Annotated in this window: 11 protein-coding genes; 4 read left to right on the top strand and 7 right to left on the bottom strand. The window is 71.4% G+C overall.

Annotated features, from left to right (window positions below; all coding sequences use genetic code 11):
- Nucleotides 1-16: 16 nt before the first annotated feature.
- Nucleotides 17-742 carry an ABC transporter ATP-binding protein gene (locus tag EEY80_RS09885; RefSeq protein WP_205749084.1) on the top strand — a complete coding sequence of 242 codons (726 nt, stop codon included), beginning with the start codon at nt 17-19 and terminating at the stop codon, nt 740-742.
- Nucleotides 739-1710, top strand: a complete 972-nt coding sequence (locus EEY80_RS09880) for a siderophore-interacting protein (RefSeq protein WP_126976407.1) — start codon at nt 739-741, stop codon at nt 1708-1710. The genes EEY80_RS09885 and EEY80_RS09880 overlap by 4 nt, the downstream gene beginning before the upstream one ends.
- A gap of 1 nt (nt 1711) precedes the next feature.
- Here EEY80_RS09880 and EEY80_RS09875 read toward each other — a convergent pair whose 3' ends face one another.
- From EEY80_RS09875 to EEY80_RS09845, 7 genes are all read right to left on the bottom strand, one after another.
- The gene (locus EEY80_RS09875) at nt 1712-3415 is read right to left on the bottom strand and encodes an ABC transporter ATP-binding protein (RefSeq protein WP_126976406.1); all 1704 of its coding nucleotides are present in this window, start codon (nt 3413-3415) and stop codon (nt 1712-1714) included.
- 60 nt (nt 3416-3475) lie between these two features.
- Nucleotides 3476-5605, bottom strand: coding sequence for a TonB-dependent siderophore receptor (locus tag EEY80_RS09870; RefSeq protein ID WP_126976405.1), 2130 nt, complete (start codon nt 5603-5605; stop codon nt 3476-3478).
- Nucleotides 5606-5624: 19 nt separating this feature from the next.
- Complete coding sequence (locus EEY80_RS09865) at nt 5625-6599, bottom strand: AraC family transcriptional regulator (protein WP_126976404.1); 975 nt, start codon at nt 6597-6599, stop codon at nt 5625-5627.
- Nucleotides 6600-6719: 120 nt separating this feature from the next.
- On the bottom strand, nt 6720-7805 hold the full coding sequence (gene modC, locus EEY80_RS09860) for a molybdenum ABC transporter ATP-binding protein (protein ID WP_126976403.1): 1086 nt from the start codon (nt 7803-7805) through the stop codon (nt 6720-6722).
- Entirely contained in the window at nt 7802-8500 is a 699-nt protein-coding gene (modB, locus tag EEY80_RS09855; RefSeq protein WP_126976402.1) for a molybdate ABC transporter permease subunit, read from the bottom strand. Before modB ends, modC begins: the two co-directional genes overlap by 4 nt.
- 26 nt (nt 8501-8526) lie before the next feature.
- A complete protein-coding gene (modA, locus tag EEY80_RS09850) occupies nt 8527-9288 on the bottom strand; it encodes a molybdate ABC transporter substrate-binding protein (RefSeq protein WP_126976401.1) in 762 nt (253 codons plus the stop codon).
- Nucleotides 9289-9350: 62 nt separating this feature from the next.
- Nucleotides 9351-9674: a winged helix-turn-helix domain-containing protein gene (locus EEY80_RS09845; protein ID WP_126976514.1), complete on the bottom strand. Its 324-nt coding sequence runs from the start codon at nt 9672-9674 to the stop codon at nt 9351-9353.
- Nucleotides 9675-9947: 273 nt separating this feature from the next.
- On the opposite strand from EEY80_RS09845, the gene EEY80_RS09840 reads away from it, so the two are divergent.
- A complete protein-coding gene (locus EEY80_RS09840) occupies nt 9948-10889 on the top strand; it encodes a GAF domain-containing protein (RefSeq protein WP_126976400.1) in 942 nt (313 codons plus the stop codon).
- Nucleotides 10890-11041: 152 nt separating this feature from the next.
- A complete protein-coding gene (gene adh, locus EEY80_RS09835; RefSeq protein ID WP_126976399.1) occupies nt 11042-12562 on the top strand; it encodes an aldehyde dehydrogenase in 1521 nt (506 codons plus the stop codon).
- Nucleotides 12563-12623 lie beyond the last annotated feature (61 nt).

The following is a 12623-nucleotide window of genomic DNA, read 5'->3' as shown; positions in this document are numbered from 1 at the left end:
CGGCTATCCGGGCCGGATGGTGATCCGCGATCTGGACCTGACCCTGCCGCCGGGCCGGGTGACGGCGATCCTCGGCCCCAATGGCTGCGGCAAGTCCACGCTGCTGCGCGCCTGCGCCCGGCTGATCGCGCCGCTGGCGGGCCGGGTGACGCTGGGCGGGGCCGATCTGCGGCGGATCGACAGCCGGGCGCTGGCCCGACGGCTGGGCATCCTGCCGCAACAGCCGCTGGCACCCGAGGGCATCACCGTCGCCGATCTGGTGGCGCGGGGGCGCGCGCCGTGGCGGGGGCTGCTGGCGGGCTGGTCGGCGCGGGATGCCGAGGCCGTCGACCGCGCGCTGGCGGCGGTGGCGATGGCCGGGCTGCGCGACCGGCCCGTGGCCGAACTGTCGGGCGGTCAGCGGCAACGGGTGTGGATCGCGCTGGCCTTGGCGCAGGAAACCGACATGGTGCTGCTGGACGAGCCGACCACCTGGCTCGACCTGCCGCACCAGATCGAGGTGCTGCGCCTGCTGCAGCGCCTGAACCGGGAAAGGGGAACGACGGTGATCAGCGTCCTGCACGACCTGAACCTGGCCGCGCGGCACAGCGACCATCTGGTGCTGCTGGGGCCAGAGGGTCTGGTGGCCGAGGGCCCGCCCGCCGCGGTGCTGACCGAACCGGCGCTGCAGCGTGCGTTCGGCCTGGCCGCGCGGGTGCTGCCCGATCCGGTCAGCGCGACGCCGATGGTGGTGCCGCTGTGAGCGCGCTTGGCGAATATCGGGCCGCGGGCGAGATCCGGCAGGGCGCGGGCGCGGCGCTGGCGGCGCTGAAGGCCCGCGCGGCGGAATGGGATCTGGAACTGCACGAGGCGGACGGGCTGCTGACGCTGCTGCTGTGGGGGGGCGAGCTGACCTGCGCCGTCTCGCCCGCCGGGGCGCGGATGGCGATCCGCGCGCCCGAACGGCGGCTGGTGCAGGTGATCCGCGACGCGCTGGCCGAACTGCTGGCGGCCGAAGGCGTGGCCGTCGCCTGGGATGCGGTGGAGGAAGGGGCGCTGGCGCCGGGTCTGGCCCTGATGCGGGTGGTGTCGGTTCGGGCACGCTCACCCGGCTTCCTGCGGGTGCGCCTGCGGGGGGAAGAGGCGGCGCGCTTCGCCACCGGTGGCCTGCATTTCCGGCTGCTGCTGCCCCCGCGCGGGCGCGCCCCGGTCTGGCCCCGGATCGCCGCCACCGGCCGCACCGTCTGGCCCGAGGGCCGCGACGCCCTGCACCGCCCGGTTTACACGCTGGCCGGTCAGGCCGGCGACTGGCTCGAGTTCGACATCTTCCGCCATGCCGGCAGCCCGACCTGCCACTGGGCCGCCAGCACCGGCCCCGGCGATACGGTCGGCGTGATCGGCCCCGGCGGCGGCTGGCTGCCCGAGGCGGACCGGCTGATGCTGCTCGGCGATGCCACCGCCCTGCCCGCCATCGCGCGGATGCTGGCGCTGACGGACCGGCCGGCGCGGGCGGTGCTGCAGGTGGCGGCCGAGGATATGGGATCGCTCGCCGCCGATCCGCGGGTGACGCGGACCGATGACCTGACGGCGGCGCTGGAGGCGGCGCAGATCGCGCCGGGCACCCATGTCTGGTTCGCCGGGCACGAGGATGCGGCCCGCCGGGCGCGGGCACATCTGGCCGGGCGCGGGATGGGCAAGCGCGACTTCACCGCCGCCGCCTACTGGAGCTAGCTCAGGCCGCGCTCAGCCGCGCATAGCGCCCGCCGCGCACCGCCAGTTCGGCATGGGTGCCGGTCTCGACGATGCGGCCGCCTTCCATCACCACGATCCGGTCGGCATGGCGGATGGTGCCCAGCCGGTGCGCGATGATCAGCGTGGTGCGGCCCACCGCCAGCGCATCCAGCGCCGCCTGGATCTCGCGTTCCGTTTCCGTGTCGAGCGCCGAGGTCGCCTCGTCGAGGATCAGGATCGGCGGGTTCTTCAGGAAGGCGCGGGCGATGGCCACCCGCTGCTTCTGCCCGCCGGACAGCATCACGCCGCGTTCGCCCACCACGGTGTCCAGCCCCTCGGGCAGGGCCTCGATCATCGGGCCAAGCTGCGCCTTGGCGGCGGCGGCGACGATCTCGGGTTCGGTCGCGCCGAGCCGGCCATAGCCGATGTTTTCGCGCAGGGTGCCGCCGAACAGGAACACGTCCTGGCTGACGATGCCCACCTGCTGGCGCAGCGAGGCGAGCGTCAGGTCGCGCAGGTCGATGCCGTCCAGCGTGATCCTCCCCGCCGTCGGGTCGTAGAAGCGCGGCACCAGCGCCAGCAGCGTCGTCTTGCCCGCGCCCGAGGGGCCGACGAAGGCCAGCGTCTCGCCCGGGGTCACCGTCAGGTCGATATCGGCCAGCACCGGGCGGGCGGGGTCATAGCCGAAGCCCACACCCTCGAACCGCATGGCGCCGGTCAGGCTCGGCGCGGGCCGGGCATGGGGGGCATCCGCGATTTCGGGTTCGGTCTCCAGCAGTTCCAGATAGCGGCGAAAGCCGGCGATGCCCTTCGGATAGGTCTCGATCACCGAAGCGATCTTGTCGAGCGGCCGGAAGAACACGCCCACCAGCAGCAGGAAGCCCACGAAACCGCCCGCCGTCATCTCGCCTCGCAGCACGAAATAGGCGCCCGCGACCATGACCGCGACCTGCACCAGCCGCATGCCCATGTATTGCAGCGCCGAAGAGGCCGCCATCACCTTGTAGGCATCCAGCTTCGTCCGGCGGTAGCGGGCGTTGTCGACGGCGAACAGCGCCTTTTCATGCTCTTCGTTGGCGAAGGCCTGCACGACCCGGATCCCGCCGACATTCTCTTCCAGCCGCACGTTGAAATCGGCGACGCGGGAATAGATCGACCGCCAGGTCGCCGTCATCCGCCCGCCATAGACCGACACGAGGATCACCGCCGCCGGCACGATGACGGCGGTCATCAGCGCGAGCTGCGCGTTGATGCCCAGCATCAGCAGGAAAGCCCCCGCGAAGGTCATCACCGCGATGAACAGGTCTTCCGGCCCGTGATGCGCCACCTCGCCGATCTCTTCCAGGTCGCGGGTGACGCGGGCCACCAGCTTGCCGGTGCGGACCCGGTCGAAATAGCGCCAGCTCAGCTTCTGCAGATGCTCGAAGGCGCGGCGGCGCATCTCCGTCTCGATATTGATGCCCAGCTTGTGGCCCCAGTAGATCACCACCGCCATCAGCCCGGCATTCACCAGATAGATAACCAGCAGCCCCGCGGCCGCCGCCAGCGTCAGCCCCCAGTCGCCCCGCGGCAGCAGCCGGTCGATGAAGGCGGATACTGCCAGCGGAAAGGCCAGTTCCAGCAACCCCGACAGCACCGCGCAGCCGAAATCGAGCCAGAACAGACCCTGCCACGGGCGGTAATAGGCCAGGAACTGGCGAAGCATGGGTGTGTCCTGTCAGCGGGGGCGCGGGCCGCATCGGCCCGCGCGGGTCTTGTCGCAACCTCAGAAGCTGCGCGCAAGCGAAAGCGAGGCGCGCCGGCCGTCGCCGTAGAAGCAGTAGGAGGCGCCCTGGCAGGACGAGACATAGGTTTCGTCGGTCAGGTTGGTCACCGCCAGATTGGCCTTCCAGCCATCGGCGAAGTCATAGCTCGCCCCGGCGTCGTACAGCGTGACCGAGGGCACCTTCAGCGTGTTCTGGTTGTCGGCCCAGCTGTCGCCCAGCCAGCGCACGCCGCCGGTCAGCGTCAGCCCTTCGGCCTGCGGCACGTCCCATGTCAGCTTCAGCGAGGCGAAGCGGTCGATCACCGAGAACGGGGTCTTGCCCTCGGTCGTGGCGTCGTTGGTCTTCTCGATCTCGACATCCATGTCGGTGTAGGCGGCGGCCAGCGTCAGGCCGGGCGCGACCTCGCCCTTCGCCTCGATCTCGAACCCGCGAGAGCTGACGCGGCCCAGTTGTTCGGTAACGAAGATGCCGTTGGTCTGCACCACGTTGTCCCGGGTGATGTCGAACAGCGCCGCCGTCACCAGCAGGTTGCGGCCGGTGGGCTGCCATTTCACCCCGATCTCGTATTGCTCGCCGGTCTCTGCCTGCTGCGGATCGCCGTTCGTCAGGGTGCCGATCTGCGGATTGAAATAGGTGGCGTAGGACGCATAGGGCGTCAGCCCGTTGGCGAATTCCTTCGCGATGCCGGCGCGCCAGGTCGTTTCGCTGTCATCCGTCTCGAACTCCGGCAGGCCCTCGGACTCGGTCCAGACCCAGTCGTGGCGCAGGTTCAGCGTGGCGATCCAGCCGTCGCCCCAGCGGATCTGGTCCTGCGCATAAAGGCCCACGCCCTGCTGCGTCGTCGTGCCGTCGATATAGGGGGCGAACAGGTCGGGCTGCGGCTGACCGTAATCGGGGTCGTCGATCGACAGGTTGGTGCCGAAGTTGAAGGCCTGTTCCTGGTCCAGCTCGAAATAGCGGCTGTCGATGCCGAACATCAGCCGGTGTTCCGCCCCGCCCGCGGTCAGAGTGGTTTCGGCCCGGGTGTCGTTCAGCAGCGCGGTCGTCTCGCTCGTCTGCGCGAAGAGCAGCCGGAACAGCGAGTCGGTCGCGTCGTCCAGCCCGTTGCCGTAGGGCGCGCTTTCATCGACCTTGGACCATGCGGCGCGGGTGGTCGAGTTCAGCGTCCAGGCGCCGAAATCCTTGCTGATGATCCCCGTGACCATGAACTGTTCGCGCTCGTACCAGTCGAGCGAGGGTTCCGAGGTGTTGAAGTCGCGGTCGATCCGGCCGAAATCGCCCGCCTCGACGGTGCCGACATAGGGCAGCCACGATCCGCCGGCGTGATCCTCGTCCACCTTCGTATAGCTGGCGATCACGGTGATGTCGGTGCCGTCATCGGTGGTGAAGGACAGCGAGGGCGCCAGCACCCCGTGGAAGCCCGCGTCGAAGGCGCCGTTGCCGTCCACCCGCTCGACCTTGCCCGTCAGCCGGTAGGCGAGCCCGCCGTCGGTCACGCGGTTCATGTCGAGCCCGGTCCAGGCGCGGCCCTCTTCATCCACGCCGATCTCTGCCTCGGTCTCGTCGATGCCGGTCGGGGTCTTGGAGACGTAGTTCAGCAGGCCCCCGGGGCTCGATCCGCCATAGAGGACCGAGGCCGCGCCGCGCAGCACCTCGATCCGCTCGACGAGGAAGGGGTCGATGTAATAGCCGCCGAAGCCGTAGGAGTAGTGCTGCAGCCCGTCCTGATAGACGCCGGTCGCGGTGGTCTGGAAGCCGCGGATGAAATGCCAGTTGGTGTCGCTGTCAAAGCCGTAGGGCGCGCCCTGCACGCCCGCGACATAGCCCAGCACCGAGTCGATCTTGTTGGCGTTGGCCGCTTCCAGTTCCTCGGCGCCGATGATCGACACGGATTGCGGGATCTCGGTCACGGGCACCGCCGTCTTCGATCCGGTCAGGGTGGCCGCGTCGACCCGGCCGTTGACCGGCCCGGTGCCGCCGTCGCCGCGCTCGATCGTCAGCTCGTCCAGCAGGATCTCGCCCGAGGGCAGCACCGTGTCCTGGGCGCGGGCGGCGGTCAGCCCGGCGGGAAGAAGCAGCGCGACAAGCGCGGTTTGCCCGAGAATGCGGGCGGCAAGGGTGGATGGCATGGGTCTGTCCCGTCTGATGTCAGCCTTGCGGCAATTGTCGAGCAATTAACTCGGGAACAGGCCTCTGGCTTGTCTCATCCTGCTGTGCATTGGACGGTCCTGCGGAAAACGCAGCCGCCGTCGGCCCGCCGCGCCGCCATGCGGCCGGGGGCAGGCCATGTTCGGCACGGAAGGCGCGGGTCAGATGCGCCTGATCGGCGAAGCCTGTGGCCGCCGCGATCTCGGCCAGGCTGCGGCGCGGATCCGCCCGCATCAGGCTGGCCGCGGCGGCGACGCGGCGGCGCGTCAGCCAGCGTTGCGGGGTCTGCCCGGTGCTGCGCTTGAATGCGTGCGAGAACCAGCCTTCGGACAGGCCCGCCGCCCGCGCCAGTTCGGCGACGGCCAGCCGGCGATCCATCCGCTGATCCGCCAGCCGGGTGACGGCGGCCAGCTGATAGGGCGTGAGCCCTCCGCCGCGCGGATCGTCCTCGTTCGCCTCCTCCTGCGGGTCGGCGGCAAAGACCTCCGCCAGCGTGGCCAGCAGCAGCCCCTCCAGCAGCAGCCGCCCCCGGCGCGGGCGGTCGATTTCCGCCGCGAGCATCCGGGCCAGCTGCCGCAGCGGTTCGCCCGCCATGCGGAACATCGGCCGGTCCAGCGCCACGGGATGGCCGAGCCCCGACAGCCGCGCCGCCAGCGGTTCCGCCTGAAGATGCAGGTCGACATGCGCGAAGTCCCGCGTCGCCGCGATCCGCGACCGGATCGGCAGGCCCGGCGGCACATAGAGCGCCGAGGCCCGCCGCAGCGCACCCCCCGGCCCGGCGAGTTCGACCGCCTCCGCGCCCTCGTCGAGGAACAGCACGATCCGGGGATGGGGCGACAGGTAATGCCCGCCACCGCCCGCCGTGCCCTGCGCATGCCACAGGTCCGCGACCACGCCTTCCCATTCCCGGAACCGCAGGGGCCGGGTCGCGCGGATCCCCTGAAGGTCCGCCTGCATGGAGGGAAGAAACCCCATCTGCCGCGCTCCTTGACCCGGGGCAGTCGCCGCCTGACCCGGTCGCGTAATTCTGAGTATTTTACTTAGCTATACGCGAGCCGCCCTTGCCGCACAAGACGGGGCAAGGGGCGTCATGGGTCAGCCGGAACCCACATCCTCTTGCGCCACGGCGACGGCCTTCAACACCGCGAAGACCGGCCGCCCGGGCGCCAGCGCCAGCGCACCGGCCGACCGCCGGGTGATGCGGGACAGCAGCGTCGCCTCGCCCGCCGCCAGCCGCACCAGCACGCCCGGCCCCTCGCCCTGCCGGATCTCGGCCACCGTCGCGGGCAACACGTTCAGCGCCGAGATGCCCTCGGGCCGCGCCACGGCCAGCATCACGTCCTGCGCGAGGATGCGCAGGCGCAGCGCCGCCCCCGGCGGTGCCGCCACCTGCGGCAGCCATAATGGCCCCGCCGGGCTGTCGAGCCGGGTCAGCCCGTCCGCCTCATGCGCGGCGACCCGCGCGGTCAGGATCGCCCCCGTCTCGCGCAGGCCGATCATCGGGGCAAGCGCCGGGTCCGACAGCAGCGCCGTCGCCGGGCCGGCGGCGGTGACGCGGCCCGCCTCGATCAGCACCAGTGTCGCGGCCAGCCGCGCCACCTCGGACATGGCGTGGCTGACATAGAGCACCGGCAGGCCCAGCCCGTCGCGCAGCCGTTCCAGATAGGGCAGGATCTCGGCCTTGCGCGCATCGTCCAGCGCCGCGAGCGGTTCGTCCATCAGCAGCAGCCGCGGCCGGGACAGGATCGCCCGGCCGATGGCGACGCGCTGGCGTTCGCCCCCCGACAGCGCCCCGGGGCGGCGCGCGAGGATCGGGCCGATGCCCAGCAGATCCACCACCCGGGCCAGGTCCGGCCCCGGGCCGGGGGGCGCGAACCAGCGGCCATAGGTCAGGTTCTGCCGCACCGTCAGATGCGGGAACAGCCGCGCGTCCTGAAAGACATAGCCCATCCGCCGGCGATGCGGCGGCAGGTTCACGCCCGCCGCGCTGTCGAACAGCACCTGCCCGTCCAGCACGATCCGCCCCGCCTGCGGCCGCAGCAGCCCCGCCACCGCATTGACGACCGAGGTCTTGCCCGATCCCGACCGCCCGTGCAGCGCCGTCACCCCCGCCGGCGCCGTGAAGGCGATGTCGAGCGTCACGCCCGGAAAGCGGTGCTGCAGCGCCACCTCCAGCGTCATGCGCCGGCGATCCGGCGGGCGATGGCGCGGGCCACCCATTCCGACAGCAGCAGCGCGGCCATGGCGATGGCGATCGCCACCAGAACCAGCCGCGCCGCCTGCGCCTCGCCCCCCGGCACCTGCAGGAAGCTGTAGATCGCCGAGGGCAGCGTCTGGGTCTGGCCGGGAATGTTGGACACAAAGGTGATGGTGGCGCCGAATTCGCCCATCGCCTTGGCGAAGGCGAGGATCGTACCCGCGACGATGCCGGGCAGGATCAGCGGCAGCGTGACCGTGGCAAAGACCCAGGGCCGCGAGGCGCCGAGCGTGCCCGCCGCCTGTTCCAGCCGCGGGTCCACCGCCTCGATCGCCAGCCGGATCGCGCGCACCATCAGCGGGAAGGCCATCACCGCCGCCGCCAGCGCCGCCCCCGTCCAGCGGAAGGCCAGCACGATGCCGAACCACTGGTCGAGGATCTGGCCCACCGCGCCGCGCCGCCCGAAGGTCAGCAGCAGCAGATAGCCGGTGACGACCGGCGGCAGGATCAGCGGCAGATGCACCAGCCCGTTCAGCAGGCCCCGCCCCGGAAAGCGCCAGCGGGCCAGCGCATAGGCGACGAGAATGCCCAGGGGCAGGCTCGCCGCCACCGCCCAGGCCGAAACCCGCAGCGACAGCGCCACCGCCTGCCATTCCTCGGGGGAGAGCCAGTCCTGCATCCGGTTCCTGCCCTGTCCCCTGCCTCTCAGTCGAGGATGGTAAAGCCCTGCGCCGCGAAGATCGCATCCGCCGCATCCGAGGACAACGCCTCGTAGAACTGCCGGTCCGCCGCATCCGCCGCCCCGGCCAGCAGCGCGGCGGGATAGGTGATGGCGGGGTGGCTGTCGGCGGGGAAGGTGCCGATCACCGTCACCGCGTCATCCGCCGCGGCATCGGTCGCATAGACGATGCCCAGGGGCGCCTCGCCGGTCGAGACCAGCGCCAGCGCCGCGCGCACGTTGTCGGCCTGCGCCACCGAAGGCGCGACGGTCTCCCACAGGCCGAGGCCTTGCAGCGCCGCCTTGCCGTATTGCCCGGCCGGCACCGCATCGACCAGCGCCATCGCCAGCCGCCCGCCCTGCAGCAGGCCCGGCAGGTCGAGGCCCGGGGCGATGGTCACCGGCGGGACATCCCTGCCATGGGCAATCAGCACCAGGCTGTTGCCCAACAGGTCGCGGCGGCTGTCCTCGGCGACAAGGCCCGCCTGTTCCACCTCGTCCATCCACTCGACGGCAGCCGAGACGAAAATGTCGGCGGGCGCGCCCTGGATGATCTGCTGGGCCAGCGCGTTCGACCCGGCATAGCTGACGGTCACGTCATGGCCGGTCCCGGCCTCGAAACCGGCGGCCACCTCGTCCAGCGCGGTCTTCATCGAGGCGGCGGCGAAGACCACCACCTGTTCCGCGCGGGCGGGCGCCCCTCCGGCGGCGGCAAGGACAAGCGCGATGGCGGCAAGGCGGCGGGTCATGGGCGGTTTCCCGGATATGTCTTGCGGAACATATCACCCCGATCCGACCGCCCGCGCAACCGCTATTTCCCGCCGGACATATCCTCGCCCGCCGGCCCCAGCATCCGCTCCAGCGCGGCAAGTTCGGGCGCGGCGGCGGCGGCCGCCCGGTCCAGCACGGCGCGATACAGCCGCAGCACCTCGTGCCCGGCCTCGGTCAGCTGCGCCCCGCCGCCGCCCGGCCCGCCCCGCGCGCTGGCCACCAGCGGGACGCGCCAGGTGGCGTTCATCTCCTCGACCAGCGACCAGGCGCGCTTGTAGCTCATCCCCATCGCCCGCCCGGCGGCCGAGATCGAGCCGCTGTCGCGGATGCGCTCCAGCAGGTCGGCCTTGCCCGGCCCCAGCATCGCGCCCTCGAACAGCAGGCGCAGCTTCAGTTCCGTCACCGCGATCCCCCCTGCCCTGCGCGCCCCGCCGCGGCCCCGTCTGCGGCCCCGTCTTCCGCCCCGTCTGCGGCCAGCACAGCGCGCCCCCGGTGGAAGGTCAAGCGCGGTTCCGATTGCCAACAGGGCGCGAAGCCTGTTTACTCGCTCCCCAGACCGGATCGAGCCCGCGCGGCGGCAGGAGGGGCCCCCGCGCGCAGCCGATGCTTCGGAAGTCCGACTTCGGGGGGAGGGACCATGCCGACGCCGACATCCCTGCACGCGACCCGGATCGAGGCCGCGCTGTCGGGCGACCTCGCCGCGCGCTCTGCCATTGCCGCGTCATGGGCGCGGTCGGCGCGGCTGCACCGGCTGGATCCGGCGCAGCGCCGGGCCGACAGCCGGCTCGACGACCGCGGCCTCGCGCAGGCGCGCGACCGGCTTGGCCCCCTGCTGCCCGCCGCGCAGCCGCATCTCGACCGGCTGTTTCAGGCGGTGGGCGGGCTTGGCGCCTGCGTGGTGCTGGCCGATCCCGAGGGTGTGGCAGTGGACCGGCGCGGCCATGCCGGCGACGACCGCGATTTCGCCGAGTCCGGCCTCTGGACCGGCGCCGTCTGGTCCGAGGCCACGGCGGGCACCAACGGCATCGGCACCTGCCTGGCCGAGGGCCGCGCGGTGACGATCCACCGCGACCAGCACTTCCTGGCGCGGAACATCGGCCTCTCCTGCTCCTCCGCGCCCGTGCATGATCCGCAGGGGCGGCTCGCGGCGGTGATCGACGTGTCGACCGCCCGCGCCGACCTGCCCGAGGCGCTGGCGGCGCTGATCGGCCCGACCGTCACCGATGCCGCGCGCAGGGTCGAGGCCGACCTGTTCCAGGCGGCCTTCCCGCGGGCGCGCATCGTGCTGGTGCCGGGGGTGGACCGGGGCACCGGCGCGCTGCTCGCCGTCGATGCCGACGATCTGGTGGTGGGCGCGACCCGGGCGGCGCGGCTGCATCTGGGGCTGACGGGCGACATCGCGGCCAGTCCCCGCCCGCTGGGCGATCTCGTCGGGCTCGACAGCCACGACCGCATCGCCGATGCCGAACGCGCGGTGCTGGCGCGGGCGCTGGCGCGCGCCTCGGGCAACGTGTCGGCGGCGGCCCGCGCGCTCGGGCTCAGCCGGGCGACCCTGCACCGCAAGCTGGGCCGCGACTGACCGGGCGAGGCGGGCCCGCAATTTCCTCCGCCGCCTGTCGCAAATCTGCGACAGCTGCCCGCCGCCCGCCGCCCCGCCCCCGGTGACGGCCGCGACCGGTGCGCCCATCCTTCCCCCATGGCCGCGAGGAGGCGGCCGAGAGGGAGACCGAGATGAACCAGCAGTCCCACGCGGATTTCCGCACCGCTTCGCCCTTTGCGGCGCGCTATGACAACTTCATCGGCGGCGCCTTCGTGCCCCCCGCCGCCGGGCGCTACATGGACAACATCACGCCGATCACCGGCGCGAAGATCTGCGAGGTCGCGCGGTCCGACGCCGCCGATATCGACCGCGCGCTGGACGCCGCCCATGCCGCGCGCGAGGCCTGGGGCAAGACCTCGGCCGCGCACCGCTCGAACCTGCTGCTGAAGATCGCCGACGTGATGGAGGCGAATCTCGACCTGCTGGCCGCGGCCGAAACCTGGGACAACGGCAAGCCGATCCGCGAGACGGTGAATGCCGACATCCCGCTGTCCATCGACCATTTCCGCTATTTCGCCGGCGTCCTGCGCAGCCAGGAAGGCACGATGTCGGAAATCGACCATGACACCGTCGCCTACCACTTCCACGAACCCCTGGGCGTTGTCGGCCAGATCATCCCGTGGAACTTCTCGATCCTGATGGCGGCGTGGAAGCTGGCCCCGGCGCTGGCCGCCGGCAACTGCATCGTGATGAAGCCTGCCGAACAGACGCCCGCCGCGATCATGGTTCTGGCGGACCTGATCGGCGACCTGCTGCCGCCGGGCGTGCTGAACATCGTCAACGGCACCGGGGCCGAGGCGGGGAACGCGCTGGCACGGTCGAACCGCATCGCCAAGATCGCCTTCACCGGCTCGACGGCGACGGGGCGCAAGATCATGGAGGCCGCGACCGTCAACCTGATCCCGGTGACGCTGGAACTGGGCGGCAAGTCCCCGAACATCTTCTTTTCCGACGTGATGGCGCAGGACGACGCCTTTCTCGACAAGGCGGTCGAAGGCTTCGTGCTGTTCGCCTTCAACCAGGGCGAGGTCTGCACCTGCCCCAGCCGGGCGCTGATCCAGGAAGACATCTACGAGGCCTTCATCGAACGCTGCATCGCCCGGGTCCGCGCCATCAAGCAGGGCGACCCGCGCGAGATGGACACGATGGTGGGCGCGCAGGCCAGCCAGCAGCAGCACGACAAGATCATGTCCTACCTGCGCATCGGGGTCGAGGAAGGGGCCGAGGTGCTGGTGGGCGGCGATGCCGCGCGCTTCAACGGCGACCTGTCGCAGGGCTTCTACATCCAGCCGACGATCCTGAAGGGCCACAACAGGATGCGGGTCTTCCAGGAAGAGATCTTCGGCCCGGTCGTATCCGTCACCACCTTCAAGGACGAGGCCGAGGCGCTCGCCATCGCCAATGACACGATGTACGGGCTCGGCGCCGGCGTCTGGACCCGCGACGGCACCCGCGCCTACCGCTTCGGCCGCGCGATCGAGGCGGGGCGGGTCTGGGTGAACAACTACCACGCCTATCCGGCGCATGCGGCCTTCGGCGGCTACAAGCAGTCGGGGATCGGGCGCGAGACCCACAAGATGATGCTGGACCACTACCAGCAGACCAAGAACATGCTGGTCAGCTACAACCCGAACAAGCTGGGCTTCTTCTGATCCTCCCCAAGGCCGGAAGCCCGAAGCGGGGGCGCGGCACTGCCGCGCCCCCGACGACGTG

Source organism: Frigidibacter oleivorans, from assembly GCF_003993775.1.
GTDB lineage: Bacteria > Pseudomonadota > Alphaproteobacteria > Rhodobacterales > Rhodobacteraceae > Frigidibacter > Frigidibacter oleivorans.
The sequence above is the reverse complement of the archived record's forward strand: the minus strand, read 5'-3'. Positions and strand labels throughout refer to the sequence as shown.